This window comes from Xenorhabdus sp. SGI240 (genome assembly GCF_040081915.1).
Taxonomy (GTDB): Bacteria; Pseudomonadota; Gammaproteobacteria; order Enterobacterales; family Enterobacteriaceae; genus Xenorhabdus; species Xenorhabdus bakwenae.
On record NZ_JBEBMB010000063.1, the window covers coordinates 20,011 to 33,973 of the forward strand.

General features: G+C 45.5%; 15 protein-coding genes. 7 read left to right on the top strand and 8 right to left on the bottom strand.

Going from position 1 to position 13,963, the window contains the following annotated elements; translation table 11 throughout:
• Nucleotides 1-24 precede the first annotated feature (24 nt).
• Both ABLA76_RS13655 and ABLA76_RS13660 read right to left on the bottom strand, forming a co-directional pair.
• A complete protein-coding gene (locus ABLA76_RS13655; protein ID WP_348988334.1) occupies nucleotides 25-1,125 on the bottom strand; it encodes a glycerol dehydrogenase in 1,101 nt (366 codons plus the stop codon).
• A 191-nt stretch (nucleotides 1,126-1,316) separates the two neighbouring features.
• The gene (locus ABLA76_RS13660; protein WP_348988335.1) at nucleotides 1,317-1,985 is read right to left on the bottom strand and encodes a 7-cyano-7-deazaguanine/7-aminomethyl-7-deazaguanine transporter; all 669 of its coding nucleotides are present in this window, start codon (nucleotides 1,983-1,985) and stop codon (nucleotides 1,317-1,319) included.
• Nucleotides 1,986-2,155: 170 nt separating this feature from the next.
• Between ABLA76_RS13660 and tusA the strand changes: the two genes are divergently transcribed.
• Nucleotides 2,156-2,410: a sulfurtransferase TusA gene (tusA, locus tag ABLA76_RS13665; RefSeq protein ID WP_348988336.1), complete on the top strand. Its 255-nt coding sequence runs from the start codon at nucleotides 2,156-2,158 to the stop codon at nucleotides 2,408-2,410.
• A 247-nt stretch (nucleotides 2,411-2,657) separates the two neighbouring features.
• On the opposite strand, the gene ABLA76_RS13670 is transcribed toward tusA, so the two are convergent.
• From ABLA76_RS13670 to rsmD, 3 genes are all read right to left on the bottom strand, one after another.
• Nucleotides 2,658-5,003 (bottom strand): zinc/cadmium/mercury/lead-transporting ATPase, encoded by a 2,346-nt coding sequence (locus tag ABLA76_RS13670; protein ID WP_348988337.1) that lies wholly within the window; start codon nucleotides 5,001-5,003, stop codon nucleotides 2,658-2,660.
• A 325-nt stretch (nucleotides 5,004-5,328) separates the two neighbouring features.
• Nucleotides 5,329-5,610, bottom strand: coding sequence for a DUF1145 family protein (locus tag ABLA76_RS13675; protein WP_348988346.1), 282 nt, complete (start codon nucleotides 5,608-5,610; stop codon nucleotides 5,329-5,331).
• A 41-nt stretch (nucleotides 5,611-5,651) separates the two neighbouring features.
• A complete protein-coding gene (gene rsmD, locus ABLA76_RS13680; RefSeq protein ID WP_348988338.1) occupies nucleotides 5,652-6,230 on the bottom strand; it encodes a 16S rRNA (guanine(966)-N(2))-methyltransferase in 579 nt (192 codons plus the stop codon).
• A 227-nt stretch (nucleotides 6,231-6,457) separates the two neighbouring features.
• On the opposite strand from rsmD, the gene ftsY reads away from it, so the two are divergent.
• The 5 genes from ftsY (at nucleotide 6,458) to ABLA76_RS13705 (ending at nucleotide 11,565) form a co-directional block, all read left to right on the top strand.
• A complete protein-coding gene (ftsY, locus tag ABLA76_RS13685) occupies nucleotides 6,458-7,621 on the top strand; it encodes a signal recognition particle-docking protein FtsY (RefSeq protein WP_348988339.1) in 1,164 nt (387 codons plus the stop codon).
• A 6-nt stretch (nucleotides 7,622-7,627) separates the two neighbouring features.
• On the top strand, nucleotides 7,628-8,293 hold the full coding sequence (gene ftsE / locus ABLA76_RS13690) for a cell division ATP-binding protein FtsE (RefSeq protein ID WP_047768551.1): 666 nt from the start codon (nucleotides 7,628-7,630) through the stop codon (nucleotides 8,291-8,293).
• Nucleotides 8,286-9,260, top strand: a complete 975-nt coding sequence (gene ftsX, locus ABLA76_RS13695; protein WP_348988340.1) for a permease-like cell division protein FtsX — start codon at nucleotides 8,286-8,288, stop codon at nucleotides 9,258-9,260. Before ftsE ends, ftsX begins: the two co-directional genes overlap by 8 nt.
• A 208-nt stretch (nucleotides 9,261-9,468) precedes the next feature.
• Nucleotides 9,469-10,326, top strand: coding sequence for an RNA polymerase sigma factor RpoH (gene rpoH / locus ABLA76_RS13700; RefSeq protein ID WP_047768549.1), 858 nt, complete (start codon nucleotides 9,469-9,471; stop codon nucleotides 10,324-10,326).
• Nucleotides 10,327-10,431: 105 nt separating this feature from the next.
• A complete protein-coding gene (locus tag ABLA76_RS13705) occupies nucleotides 10,432-11,565 on the top strand; it encodes a glycerate kinase (protein WP_348988347.1) in 1,134 nt (377 codons plus the stop codon).
• Nucleotides 11,566-11,582: 17 nt separating this feature from the next.
• Here ABLA76_RS13705 and ABLA76_RS13710 read toward each other — a convergent pair whose 3' ends face one another.
• Complete coding sequence (locus ABLA76_RS13710) at nucleotides 11,583-12,773, bottom strand: MFS transporter (RefSeq protein ID WP_348988341.1); 1,191 nt, start codon at nucleotides 12,771-12,773, stop codon at nucleotides 11,583-11,585.
• A gap of 32 nt (nucleotides 12,774-12,805) precedes the next feature.
• Between ABLA76_RS13710 and ABLA76_RS13715 the strand changes: the two genes are divergently transcribed.
• Nucleotides 12,806-13,138, top strand: a complete 333-nt coding sequence (locus tag ABLA76_RS13715; protein WP_348988342.1) for a hypothetical protein — start codon at nucleotides 12,806-12,808, stop codon at nucleotides 13,136-13,138.
• A 30-nt stretch (nucleotides 13,139-13,168) separates the two neighbouring features.
• On the opposite strand, the gene ABLA76_RS13720 is transcribed toward ABLA76_RS13715, so the two are convergent.
• The gene (locus ABLA76_RS13720) at nucleotides 13,169-13,471 is read right to left on the bottom strand and encodes a helix-turn-helix transcriptional regulator (protein ID WP_348988343.1); all 303 of its coding nucleotides are present in this window, start codon (nucleotides 13,469-13,471) and stop codon (nucleotides 13,169-13,171) included.
• Between the two features lie 36 nt (nucleotides 13,472-13,507).
• On the bottom strand, nucleotides 13,508-13,669 hold the full coding sequence (locus ABLA76_RS13725; protein ID WP_348988344.1) for a hypothetical protein: 162 nt from the start codon (nucleotides 13,667-13,669) through the stop codon (nucleotides 13,508-13,510).
• Between the last annotated feature and the right edge of the window lie 294 nt (nucleotides 13,670-13,963).

Here is a 13,963-nt window from a genome sequence, read left to right on the forward strand (position 1 = left end):
GTTTTATTTCTGCTTCGCAATCACTTAATACAACCAATCTTTACCTATCTGGTCTGCGGCCAAAATCGCAGCGTAAACCTGTTCTGGTGTCACCACAAAGGGCATATTGTGAATGGTTTCACCCTCGGAACAACTTGCAAGAGCAACTTGCATGATTTTTTGATGCAGTTTCTCATTATCGCGTAAGCCCAATTGCTCCAGTGTGACGGGTAGCCCGACCTGTACACAAAAATCGAGCACAGTTTCCAACTCTTCACTTGGGCTATTTTCTAAGATCAATTGTGTCAGAGTACCAAACGCAACTTTTTCACCGTGATAAAGGTGATGGCACTCTTCCAGCACGGTGAAACCATTGTGGATGGCATGAGCGGCTGCTAATCCCGCACTTTCAAAACCAATGCCACTCAAGTAGGTATTGGCTTCGACAATATTTTCAACAGCGGGTGTACTGACACCGGCTTCTACCGCCAGTTTTGCTTTATAACCTTCCGCCAGCAAGGTTTCATAACACAGTTTTGCCAATGCCAAACCGGTGGTGGATGTTGCACCACCAGCCATGGTTGGTTTGTGGGCGGTACTGCTGGCTCGTGCCTCAAAATAGGTGGCGAGTGCATCTCCCATACCTGCGACAAGCAGGCGAACCGGTGCTTTAGCAATAATATTGGTATCCATTAGCACGATATTGGGATTCTGTGGATAGAACAGGTAGCTGTCAAATTCACCGAGTTCAGTATAAAGAACAGAAAGGGCACTGGTCGGTGCATCTGTTGATGCCAGGGTAGGCGAAATAATCACAGGTATTTTGGATTCGTATGCAACAGCCTTGGCAGTATCAATCGTCTTTCCTCCCCCGATCCCGACAACCGCCTGACATTGTTGTTCCAACAAAATGGCAGATAAGCGATGGATTTCACTGCGGCTGCACTCACCATTGAAAAGTTCGAAATGGCTGGTCACTTCGTGTTCTTCCAGGCTTTTGCTGACGGTATCGCCAATAAGGTTCATCACGAAATGATCGGCAATCACGAAGACGTGGTCAGCAAGCATTTTGGTGTATCGACCAAGGTGAGATAACGCACCTGGCCCTTGGATATATTTGGATGGAGACTGGATCACTTTCAGCATAAGAAATATCCTTCTTTACTGGAAACTAGGCATGAGTGTCACAATACGGGTATAGGGCAAGTAACGAACTGCCCATCCACACTATACGGCAAAATAACCGAGAAGTTATGAGCAAAAGCAAGAAATGAGTGATGTGAGGGGGAAACACTGGCGGAAAGATGAGTCCCCCTGATTGATTCAGGGGGATGTTTTTAGTTGGCTTTAGTCAGGATTTTATCTTCTGTTTGCGCGAAAAAGTATTTCAGAATTAAGTTCAACAGAATGCCATAAGCGGGCAGGAAGAACAGCATGCAGATAAACAGCTTGAAGGCATAATCTACTAACGCAATTTCTACCCAATGGGTTGCCATAAATGCATCCGTGCTGCGGTAAAACGCGATAAAGAAAAAGGCCAGTGTATCGAGCATATTACCGAAAAACATGGCGGCAGCCGGTGCTATCCACCAGTGGCTTTTTTGGCGAAGACGATTGAAGACCCCAACATCCAGTATCTGGCCGAGTACATAAGCCATAAAGCTAGCGGCGGCAATGCGGGCGACAAAGACATTAAAGGTTCCCAATGTCCCGAATCCCTGCCAGGTTCCCTGAAAAAACAGAGCTGAAATCAGATAAGAGATCAGCAACGCGGGCAGCATAACGGAAATAATGATCCGGCGAGCTAATGGCGCACCATAAATACGTACAGTCAGGTCAGTCGCCAAAAAGATAAAGGGAAATGTAAATGCTCCCCAAGTGGTATGAAAACCAAAAATGGAGATGGGTAATTGCACCAGATAGTTACTGGAAGTAATGATCAAAATGTGAAAAAGCGACAGCCAGATCAGTGCCCTAGCCCGCTGTTGCGCAGTCAATTGCAGCATATTGTACCTTTTTGGTGGATGGGGTGAGGGAACCCAACAAATTAATCTACCTGAAGATCAGGCCGTGAGATCATACGTGTGTTGCGCAATAAAAGTAAAGTACGGCAGTTGATGATATTTTGTAATATAATCCACCGCCACACAGATTGTTTGAACCTACAGAGATGGTTATGTCCGAAGTTTTTGCCAACCCCGACAAGACACTTGATACGTTAGGATTACGGTGTCCAGAGCCGGTCATGATGGTGCGCAAGACCGTCCGCCATATGACTGCGGGTCAGACGTTATTGATCATTGCGGATGATCCGGCAACAACCCGTGATATTCCGGGATTCTGTCGCTTTATGGATCATGCGCTGATCGCCCAGGAGACAGCGCAAACTCCCTATCGATATCTGCTCAGAAAGAGTGAACACTCTGTTTAATTGAGAAAAGTCTATATAATTAACTGGCGGAAAACAGGCGCTATGCTAGGCTTTGAATAGGGTGTTTGGTCTACTATCACCTCGCTGAGTGCCATATTTCCTTTTTCCTTAATAGCAATTTTATGTCGTTAATTGTAATTTTGAAAAGGTGCAGGGTATGAACATGCACCTTTTCGATTTGTTATCTTCCTTTGTGACTTCTTTATCATCCGCTTGCTGGTGGCAATTTAAGTTGATATGCCATTTATTACGCTTTTGATTTATTCCTAAGCAGCCGAACCGCGTTTACTGTTACTAAAGCCGTCGCTCCCGAATCGGCCAGAACTGCCATCCATAGTCCGGTAATACCCAACAGGCTCGTGATAAGAAAGATCGCCTTTAAACCTAACGCAATGGTGATATTTTGGCGGATGTTATAACGAGTTGAGCGAGACAGAGCGATAATTTCAGGTAAACCCGTCAGTCGGTTATGTGTCAGGGCGGCATCGGCTGTTTCTAATGCAACATCTGTGCCGCTGCCCATCGCAACACCGATACTGGCGGCTTTCATGGCTGGCGCATCGTTGATACCATCACCGACCATCATAGTATGATGTTTTTGGTTCAACTCAGTGACCGCTTTCACTTTATCTTCGGGCAATAACCCTGCGCGATAATCAATGCCCAGCCGTTTCGCAATAGCGGCCGCAGCACGGGGATTATCACCCGTCAGCATCACGGCCTCTATACCCTGTTTTTTCAGGATACGGATAGCATCTATGGCATCCTGACGCAAGGTATCTTGCATTGCTATCAGCCCCATCAGTTGCCCATTTTGAATGACAGCAACTGCTGTTTTTCCATCGTTTTCCAGTTCTGTGACTCTCTGTTTCCATTGCTCGGACAAGGTATTTTCCGGCAATCTTCCGGGGGCGGTGACGAGAATTTTTTGCCCCGATAATTGCCCTTCAACCCCGATACCAGCCAGCGCCTTGCGCTGTTCAGCCTCAACAATTGTCACACTTCTATTGTCGGCGGCATTCAGGATAGCTTTTGCTAAAGGATGATGTGAGCCACTCTCTACGGCCCCCGCGAGTGCCAGCAAGGTTTCTGCACTGATATTTTCCACAGGTTCAATGTCAGTAACCTGGGGTTTTCCTTCGGTCAACGTTCCGGTTTTATCCAGCGCAATTGTACTCACTGACCCAAGTTGTTCTAAGGCTGCTCCCCCTTTGATGAGGGAGCCACGACGGGTTGCTGCGGCCAGTGCGGAAGTAATGGCCGCAGGCGTCGAGATGACCAGGGCGCAAGGACAACCAATTAACAGCAGGGTCAGGCCACGGTAGAGCCAGGTTTCCCAGGAGCCGGCAAAAAACAGAGGCGGGATCAATACGACCAGTGCTGAGAACAAGATAATCAGCGGAGTGTAGACACGACTGAATCGGTCGATAAAGCGCTCAATCGGCGCACGACGCTCTTCCGCTTCTTCAATCAGTTGCAGGATGCGATCAATGGCGTTGTGACCCGGTTCAGAGATCACCTTCATCTGCACCGCACTATCGACAGAAAGGCAACCTGCGGCGACTTTTTCACCTTGCTGCCGTTCAACCGGAACCGATTCACCGGTCAGGGCACTTTCATCGAAACTGGCAAAGGGACTGAGCAGTTCGGCATCGGTAGGTAACCGGGCACCGGGGGCGATTTCGATGATATCCCCCGGCCGCAGATCTGCCGCTGGCACTGTTTCCTTTTTTCCATCCTTAATGAGGAGGGCTTGTTCAGGAACTAATGCCATCAATGCACTGACGCCACGACGTGCGCGTCCGGCGGCATAGGATTCCAGTATTTCCCCCAACTTGAACAGGAGAATAACCATTGCTGCTTCTGCGGTGGCATCAATAAACAAGGCACCAATGGCCGCAACACTCATCAACGTTTCAATGGCGAAAGGCGTACCAGAACGGATCAATTTGATGGCTTTGGTCGCTACCGGATATAACCCAATGAGCGTAGTGATGATGAAAGCGATCTGTCCGGCGGGGGCATGGGCTTTTGATATTCCCCAACTGATGAACATCAAGGCGGTTAGGATCAAGATTGGGGAAAAGGTTTTCCAATGATTGACTTCGGGAGGCAGTTTAGATGCTGAACTTGCCTCTTTGATAGTAAAGCCGGCCTGTTTTACTGCTTGTTCAACGGCCGCACGAATATCAATATCAGCATCGACCACCAGTTTTTCTGTTGTAAACAGGACCTTGACCTGCTTGGCATCGGGCAGTTTTTTGACCGCATTTTCGATCTTTCCGGCACAGCTTGGGCAGTCCATGCCTTGGATAGTCCAATTAAAACGCTGTCCCGCGGTTAATCCGGTGAGAACGCTTTCCGGTATGGCATGGGCATGATCGAGTGAACAGAGTGCGCCGCTCTGCTCATGTTCATGCTCATGTTCATGAGAGCGCCCGGTGCCAGTAGAGCAACAAGCATGGTGATGGTCTGGAGCGTGAGAATTATGTGAATGCCCACTTACATTATTGGCGACACTCTGGTGTTCATTTTTTTGGCAAGATAGGGAATTGTGCTGTGATTGCTTATGTTTTTTGGACGTGGATAACATAGGCGACCCCTCAATATAGAGTTAATACTAATGATTAAAGTTAACTCTACACGTTGGAGTAAACTCCAGAGTCAAATCCAATAAGGGGAATTCTTTTGATGATTTGTGCTATCGCTTTTGACAGTTTAAAAGGGAAGCATTGCTGAGCAATGATATTGATACTGTGTGCAAGAAGTCGCAAAATGTTGATTCGTTATTAACGAACAAATAACGTTTTATTATCAAAAACAAAGAACGTCAATGAGTAATTACGCGAATACTCATTGACGATATTTGCTTTGTTTCCAGCCGGAATAAAACAGAATGAGTCACTGGATATGGGAAGTTATTTTTTCTCCTGTTGTTTCTCTTTTAGTAGTTTTTTCTGCCAGACCAATAATTCAAAGACGCCGAAAAAGAAGATTTTGGTCTGGATAAAACCAGACAGCTTTTGATCTTTAGGCTGGGAGTTTTTCAGCAGTAGTAACTGAAAAGAATGCATGATTACCGTAAATACCATTGCAATATTCATAAAATATTTTAATGGACTGGGGAATGGGTGAAACAAATTGAAGATCATGATCCCCCAGACTAAGATCATGATCCCTCTTCCTAATTGAATAAACATCATCGACTCCAAAATCGAGTTTAAGCCGTTCTGACACCCGATTACGGGTGGCGAATATATAACCGATAAGCAACTTGTCCGGCCGTTTTTTGCCGATGCAGTTGCCAGTTTGGGGGAACTTCTGTTGCCGCAGATTCTGCTTCTGCCTCAACATAAATCCAGCTTTCTTCTGCTAGCCAGCTGTTGGTTTCCAATAAATTGATGGTTTCAGTCAACATCCCCTTACGGAATGGCGGATCGAGAAAAACCACATCAAATGGTGTTCCGGTGTTGATAAGGTATTGTAGTGCATTACCTTGTACCACATCGGCATTTTCCGCTTTCAGTAAGGCTAAGTTAGCCGATAGTTGTTTCGCCACATTGCGATCGTATTCAATTAAGGTTGTGTGGCTGGCATAACGAGACAAGGCTTCAAATCCAAGCGCTCCGCTGCCTGAGAAACAATCCAGGCAACGAGCACCCTGAATCACTGGCATAAGCCAGTTAAAAAGCGTCTCGCGGACGCGATCTGTTGTTGGACGCAAGCCGTCACTATCAGGAACCGGCAATTTTCTTCCGCGCCATTTTCCGCCAATAATGCGGATTTGTCCCAAAGACGTGCGCTGTGGTTTTTTAGTCATAATTTACATAACTTAAATATTTGCCATCCGACGTAACTCAATAATATCTGGCGGAGACAAAAAGTGAGTGAAAACGAAGATATCCATTGATTAATTTACCACGAAATCCTCTATAGATATGTGTTGTGGTGTGATGAAAATGTTAGACTGGATTCATTACCGTTAGAACCTATCTCAGTGGATATAACAGCACATATCTAACTTAAGCGCGAGGAGTGTAGTGGCCGATGGCAAAAGAGAAAAAAAAAGGTTTCTTCTCTTGGTTTGGACTTGGTCGTCAAGATAAGGAACAACAAGAGGAACAAGCCGAACAAGAAAGAGTGGCTGCGGAAGAGGCGGAGCAGCAGCGCTTAGCGGAAGAAGCAGCCCGTCGTGCGGCAGAAGAAGCTGAGCAGCAGCGCTTGGCGGAAGAAGCGGCCCGTCAGGCAGAAGAACAGGCGGTCTTACCTAAGGAACAAGAACGACCGACTAAAGAAGGGTTCTTTGTTCGTCTGAAACGCAGCTTAGTTAAAACTCGTCAAAACCTTGGCTCCGGCTTCTTGGGACTATTCCACGGCAAAAAAATTGATGATGATCTGTTTGAAGAGCTGGAAGAGCAATTATTGATTGCAGATGTGGGCGTTGAAACTACCCGTAAGATCATCACTAACCTGACAGACCACGCCAGCCGTAAAGAGTTGAAAGATGCGGAAGCGCTTTACACTAAACTGAAAGAAGAGATGTCAGCCATTCTGGCGAAAGTTGATAAGCCGCTGGAGATAGAAGGTAAATCACCTTATGTCATTCTGATGGTCGGTGTGAATGGTGTTGGTAAAACGACCACGATTGGAAAGTTAGCGCGTCAATATCACTCTCAAGGTAAATCTGTCATGCTGGCGGCTGGAGATACCTTCCGTGCCGCCGCAGTAGAGCAGTTACAGGTTTGGGGAGAACGCAACAAAATCCCGGTGATTTCCCAACAGACGGGGGCAGATTCCGCCTCGGTGATTTTTGACGCCATCCAGTCAGCCAAGGCTAAAGGTATTGATGTCCTGATCGCCGATACCGCAGGGCGCTTGCAGAACAAATCCCATTTGATGGAAGAGCTGAAAAAAATCGTTCGAGTGATGAAAAAACTGGATGAAGACGCACCTCATGAAATTATGCTGACTCTGGATGCCAGCACAGGTCAAAATGCAGTAAGTCAGGCTAAACTATTTCATGAAGCAGTGGGATTGACGGGTATTTCATTGACCAAACTGGATGGTACTGCGAAAGGAGGGGTTATCTTCGCTATTGCCGACCAATTTGAGATCCCAATCCGCTATATTGGTGTGGGTGAAGGCATTGAAGATCTCCGTCCATTCAAGGCAGACGATTTTATTGAGGCTCTTTTTGCCCGAGAGGATTAACTATCAATGATTCGCTTTGAACAGGTCAGTAAAGCCTATCTGGGAGGGCGGCAGGCGCTGCAAGGGGTGGATTTTCATCTACTCCCAGGAGAAATGGCATTTTTAACCGGTCACTCAGGGGCCGGTAAAAGTACACTTTTGAAACTTATCTGTGGTATTGAACGCCCAAGCGCAGGCCATATTTGGTTTTCTGGTCATGACATTAGCCGACTAAAATCCAGAGAGACGCCTTTCCTTCGCCGTCAGATCGGTATGATTTTTCAGGATCATCACCTGCTGTTGGATCGCACCGTATACGAAAACGTCTCTATGCCGTTGATCATTTCAGGGGCAAGCGCTGAAGACATTCGTCGACGGGTCTCTGCGGCGTTGGATAAGGTCGGCTTACTGGACAAAGCGAAAAACTTCCCCATTCAGCTTTCCGGTGGAGAACAACAGCGTGTTGGGATCGCCCGAGCGGTGGTGAATAAGCCCACAGTATTGCTGGCAGATGAGCCGACGGGAAATTTGGATGGGGCATTATCAGAGGGGATCATGCGTCTGTTTGAAGAGTTTAACCGAGTTGGTGTGACGGTTCTGATGGCTACCCATGATACGGCCCTCATTGAACGAAGAAAATATCGTATCTTGACCCTGAATCAGGGACGCATGCAAGGAGGACATCATGGTTAGGCATGTCCGTCATTCAGCGAAAAAAACACCCACACCAAAATCCAAATCATTAAAAGGGGGATGGCGTGTACAGTGGCGTTATGCGTGGAAAAGTACGCTGTCGGATATGTTTCGCCAACCACTGGCAACCTTGTTGACCATTATGGTAATCGCAATTTCACTGACTTTGCCGAGCGTGTTTTATATCGTTTGGAAAAACGTCAATCAAGCAGTGATGCAGTGGTATCCCATCCCACAACTCACGGTCTATCTGGATAAGTCACTGAATGATAATAGCGTCAAACAGGTTATTGAGCAGTTGAAAGGCATGGATGGTGTGAAATCGGTCAATTATCTTTCCCGTGACGAAGCCGTAAACGAATTCCGTGCCTGGTCAGGTTTTGCCAGCGCACTAGATTTGCTGGAAGAAAACCCTTTGCCGGCAGTTGCCATCGTCTCTCCTAAATTGAATTTCCAAGACACTCAGGCGCTAACAACATTACGCGATCAAGTTGCGCAGATTAAGGGCATTGAAGAAGTCAGAATGGATGATAGCTGGTTTGCCCGCTTGACCGCCTTGGCTGACCTTGTTGGCAGAATTGCTGCCGTGATAGGTATCTTAATGGTGGTTGCGCTGCTCTTGGTCATTGGTAACAGTGTCCGGCTGAGTATCTTTAGCCGTCGTGAGACGATTAATGTCATGAAGCTGATTGGAGCAACGGATGGTTTTATTTTGCGTCCTTTCCTCAACGGTGGAGCCTTATTGGGGGTTTTGGGGGCAATATTCTCCTTGATTCTCTCCTCCCTGCTGGTGTGGAAACTGTCTAATGTGGTCACAGAAGTAGCGAGTGTTTTCGGTACAAGCTTTATACTGCACGGTTTGGAGTGGGATGAATCACTCTTATTAGTGCTTATTTCGGGTATGATTGGTTGGATTGCTGCATGGTTTGCGACAATTCAGCATTTACGTCGTTTTAGGCCAGAATAAAGGGGTTGCAGGGCTTGTTGAACTGTCTGGCTTAATTGCTGTCAAAGTCACAGTTATGATTTTGTATTGATACTCACACAACTGAGACGATTTGAATATGATCTCTACGGTGGTAAAATAGACGAATCTCTGGCTTGAATAAACCTTACTGGTAAATTCAGGCAAACTTGAAGGCCATCAATTTGGATCTAATTTTGAGAGAATTTGAATGACAAAAGAAATGCAAACTCTGGCATTAGTTCCACAAGGTAGTTTGGAAGGGTACATCCGTGCCTCCAATGCTTATCCTATGCTTTCTGCTGAGGAAGAGAAGGAACTGGCAGAAAGGCTGCATTACCAGGGCGATCTGAATGCAGCGAAAAAGCTGATCCTTTCTCACTTGCGCTTCGTTGTTCATGTTGCCCGCAGTTATGCTGGTTATGGTCTGCCGCAAGCGGATTTAATTCAGGAAGGTAATATTGGCCTGATGAAAGCGGTTCGTCGATTTAATCCAGAAGTGGGCGTTCGTCTGGTTTCTTTTGCTGTTCACTGGATTAAGGCAGAAATCCATGAATATGTATTGCGTAATTGGCGTATTGTGAAAGTGGCAACGACAAAAGCTCAACGTAAGCTGTTCTTTAATTTGCGCAAGGCTAAACAACGTCTGGGGTGGTTCAATCAGGATGAAATTGAACTGGTTGCCAAAGAATTGGGCGTGACCAGCAAAGATGTCCGAGAGATGGAATCCCGCATGTCAGCACAGGATATGGCATTTGATATGTCTTCTGATGATGACAATCATGATAGCCATCCAGTGGCTCCGGTGCTGTATTTGCAAGATAAGGCTTCTGACTTTGCCGATGGTATTGAAGAAGATAACTGGGAAACTCACGCTGCGGATAAACTTTCTGTGGCGATGGAAGGGCTGGACGAACGTAGCCAGGACATCATTCGTTCTCGTTGGTTGGATGATGACAATAAAACCACCTTGCAAGAATTGGCAGATAAATATGGTGTATCTGCTGAACGAGTTCGGCAGTTAGAGAAAAATGCCATGAAGAAATTGCGACTGGCTATTGAAGCGTAATTGCTTAACTGAGCAAAACTTTTTGGATTAAAAAGCGATAATTTGTTTATCGCTTTTTTTATGTGTGTAAAACAAACAGCACCAAAGCACCGAGGAAATTCCATGATGAAAATTGTGATTGCCCCTGATTCATTTAAGGAAAGTTTGAGTGCCTTGCAGGTGGCACAGGCAATAGAGCGGGGATTTAAGGAGATTTATCCCCAAGCAGACTATATCAAGTTACCTATGGCGGATGGCGGCGAAGGGACAGTAGAATCACTGGTGGCTGCAACCGGAGGAAAACGTATCGCGTGTACGGTCACCGATCCTTTAGGTCAGCCGGTTGAGGCATTTTGGGGTCTGCTTGGCGATGGAAAAACTGCGGTGATTGAAATGGCTGCCGCTTCTGGTTTGCATTTGGTGCCGATGGAACAGCGTAACCCTCTGATAACGACGAGTTATGGCACGGGAGAACTGATTCTGGCTGCATTGGAACAGGGGATACACAAACTGATTTTAGGCATTGGAGGTAGTGCAACCAACGATGGTGGTGCAGGTATGATGCAGGCACTTGGGGCGAATTTATTGGATGGTGACAGTCGTATTCTGCCATTCGGCGGTGCGGCATTAATCCGGCTGGAACGTATTGATTTAACGAATCTTGATCCTCGTCTCAGGCAAATTGAACTTACCGTGGCTTGTGATGTGAATAATCCGTTGTGTGGTGAACAGGGCGCATCAGCGGTGTTTGGTCCACAAAAAGGCGCGACGCCGGAGATGGTGAAATCGTTAGACTCTGCATTGCGTCATTATGGCATGAAAATAGAGTCCCTAACGGGAAAACGTGTGATTGCTGCTGCGGGGGCTGGCGCGGCCGGAGGAATGGGAGCTTCCTTATTGGGATGCCTGGGCGCAAGATTACAGCCAGGTATTGAGATTGTTATCGAAACCTTGCAACTGGAAGACGTGATTCAGGGGGCAGATCTGGTCATTACGGGAGAAGGTCGTCTGGATAGCCAGACTCTATACGGTAAAACCCCTATTGGTGTTGCCTGTGTGGCGAAAAAATTTGGTATTCCCACCATTGCGTTAGTGGGGGGAATGAGCCGGGACTATCATGTTGTGCATCAACATGGGCTGGATGCGGTCTTTTCCATCATACCAGAGGCGTGTTCCCTTGCCGATGCCCTTGCTAATGGTGCCGATAATTTGCAGGTAACGGCACGGAATATTGCAGCAATTTGGGCTATTTCCCATTGAATGCTACTTGATGAGCACTATCGCCGTTTACTGTGCCGTTGAGTCATGATGGCAGTAAAACTGATAGATACAGCAAATAACAACGCTCCCATTAAAAATACCCATTCATAGTGGTTATTGAATAATAAGAAACTGCCAACCATTGGGCCAACAGCCATTCCCATATATCGAATAAAATTATAAAGCCCAATCACAGTTGCCCGTTCTTCCACAAACGTTGCTAACAATAAAGTGGCATGGGTGGGTGTCGATATCCCCAGAGTGAAACCGTATAAAGCTGTGACAATGATTAACGTGGGAATGCCGAACCGATATGTGATGGAAAACAACAGAATTAAAGCCAGATTTAGCAAACTGCTGACAATCAGGCCATTTATCTTAGATAACCGATGATGGAGTAAACGATAGCTATAGCTGCCAACAATCATTGCCAGTGATATGGGAATGTACATCCAACCAATATCGGCAGGGCTGAAATCATATTCATTATTTAAGATGATGGGTAAAAAAGTCAAAAAGCAGAAATAACAATAGGACAGCATAAAGCTAATACAGAAAACAGATTGTGCGATGCGATCTGACAAAATCTGACCGAACTGTACGAATACCTTTTTGGCACTTGCTGACTGTTTTGGCTTATTTTCTGGCAACCAAAGCAAATTGCTGATAAGTATTAGCCCACCGATAACAGCAATAAATTGGAAAATCGCAACATATCCGTTTAATTCAGCTAAATAGCCGCCGAGCAATGGTCCCAAAGCCGGCGTCAGCGTTAACAACATCTGATAAGTACTGATAGCTTTGGCTCGATGTTGCTCTTCATACAGATCGCCAATAATTGCCGCTGCAATAACAGGAATAGCTGCAATCCCAATAGCCTGAACTATTCGAAAGGCAATCAGCCAATAAATATCGGCAGCCATCGCGCAACCAACCGATCCAATGATGGAAATAGTCAGAGCAGGAAGTAAAATGACTTTACGGCCTTTACTGTCCGCTAATGGACCATACACGATTTGCATAATAGCTAAAACAAATGTGAATGCTGATACAGTCAGGTTTACTAAAGGTAGGGGCGCATTGAATAGCTCCTGTATGATAGGAATAACGGGAGCATAGATATTTTGTGCAAGAGATCCTAATAGGGCACTGAAGCATACTAGGTAAAAGATCACGTTTACATGACGAATTGAGTTACAGCTATTCATTTTTTTCTCCGTTTTGTTTCCAGGGAAACAATATGAAGATAAATAAAGGGGGATATTTTGTAAACCAGCGTATAGGAGAATCGGTATTATTAAATATCATAAGTATCAGCCAAACGCTGGGAATGACCAAGGGGGCTATCTCAAAGATCAGTGCAAAACTTCTTCAGCGCCCTATCGTTGAAAAACGGCATCGGCAAATAGAAGCAAGAGGGTTGCAAATATTGGAAAACTATTCGCCGGAAGAATTGATGACCACCAGGCGATTTATTGACGAATTTGGTGACCGTCTGGACGGTCACCTCTGGAAAAGCATTTACACAAAATGCAATACAGGCTCAATGGGATCATTGAAATCAGCAACATAACAGGCTTCTGACGAATTTATTTTGCCGGATTTACCAACCATTCTTGCCTATAATTGTCTCGGCAATGGGGAGATATTGATCCGTAATTTTATTCACACTACAGTCCTCTTTCTTGACGGGGTTGCAATCTTCGAAAAACCATTGAATTGGCGTATTAAATATATTGGCAATATTCACGAGATGGGAGATGTTGATCCGATTCACTCCCGTTTCGTAACGTGAAAGTTGCTGTTGACTGAGGCCAAGTTCCTTTGCTAATGCTGTAGCAGTGATACCCAACTCTTTCCTTCTGGTCTGAATACGTTTTCCGACTAATAGGTTTGCATCTTCCATATCTCATCCTTTTTTCATTAGTAAGTTATGGCGTCATCAAGGAGAATTGCCGAAGCTTAAAATGAGTTCGATTTTTGCCCCGTTGGTTGCTCGTAAAATAGAGCCTGCCTTGACGGATTTACTCTCGTTCACGGTATGCCTATTGATACCACCTGATTCGCCGTTTTTGTTTTCTAACATGCGTCTTTTTTTTGTCATCCTTGCCTTATGCTACCTCTGCATATTTTTTCGGTTGAGTTACCGATACGGCTTAGACAGAGTTTCTATTCTCCTTGCATGAAAGATAATCAATATTTTTCTGATTTTTATTTTATGGGATTTTATATATTTTAATAAATTTATTGCATTGATTTTTAATGGTTTTTAGTTAATTAATTAAGGTAAATGTGCAAAAGTAGGTAAATTTTTTTTTAACCTCATATTTGTCGGCATATATCATTCTTGTTGATGATTTTCTTTAGGTTATAAACTGGACAAAATATACCAAACTGT

Bases quoted from the DNA above. Each gene is read 5' to 3' on its own strand.
- ABLA76_RS13710 (WP_348988341.1), bottom strand. From the start codon at position 12,773: ATGAATAGCTGTAACTCAATTCGTCATGTAAACGTGATCTTTTACCTA.
- ABLA76_RS13655 (WP_348988334.1), bottom strand. From the start codon at position 1,125: ATGCTGAAAGTGATCCAGTCTCCATCCAAATATATCCAAGGGCCAGGT.
- ftsX (WP_348988340.1), top strand. From the start codon at position 8,286: ATGGTTAGGCATGTCCGTCATTCAGCGAAAAAAACACCCACACCAAAA.
- ABLA76_RS13705 (WP_348988347.1), top strand. From the start codon at position 10,432: ATGAAAATTGTGATTGCCCCTGATTCATTTAAGGAAAGTTTGAGTGCC.
- rpoH (WP_047768549.1), top strand. From the start codon at position 9,469: ATGACAAAAGAAATGCAAACTCTGGCATTAGTTCCACAAGGTAGTTTG.
- ABLA76_RS13715 (WP_348988342.1), top strand. From the start codon at position 12,806: ATGAAGATAAATAAAGGGGGATATTTTGTAAACCAGCGTATAGGAGAA.
- ftsY (WP_348988339.1), top strand. From the start codon at position 6,458: ATGGCAAAAGAGAAAAAAAAAGGTTTCTTCTCTTGGTTTGGACTTGGT.
- tusA (WP_348988336.1), top strand. From the start codon at position 2,156: ATGTCCGAAGTTTTTGCCAACCCCGACAAGACACTTGATACGTTAGGA.
- ABLA76_RS13660 (WP_348988335.1), bottom strand. From the start codon at position 1,985: ATGCTGCAATTGACTGCGCAACAGCGGGCTAGGGCACTGATCTGGCTG.
- ABLA76_RS13670 (WP_348988337.1), bottom strand. From the start codon at position 5,003: ATGTTATCCACGTCCAAAAAACATAAGCAATCACAGCACAATTCCCTA.
- rsmD (WP_348988338.1), bottom strand. From the start codon at position 6,230: ATGACTAAAAAACCACAGCGCACGTCTTTGGGACAAATCCGCATTATT.
- ABLA76_RS13675 (WP_348988346.1), bottom strand. From the start codon at position 5,610: ATGTTTATTCAATTAGGAAGAGGGATCATGATCTTAGTCTGGGGGATC.
- ftsE (WP_047768551.1), top strand. From the start codon at position 7,628: ATGATTCGCTTTGAACAGGTCAGTAAAGCCTATCTGGGAGGGCGGCAG.
- ABLA76_RS13720 (WP_348988343.1), bottom strand. From the start codon at position 13,471: ATGGAAGATGCAAACCTATTAGTCGGAAAACGTATTCAGACCAGAAGG.
- ABLA76_RS13725 (WP_348988344.1), bottom strand. From the start codon at position 13,669: ATGACAAAAAAAAGACGCATGTTAGAAAACAAAAACGGCGAATCAGGT.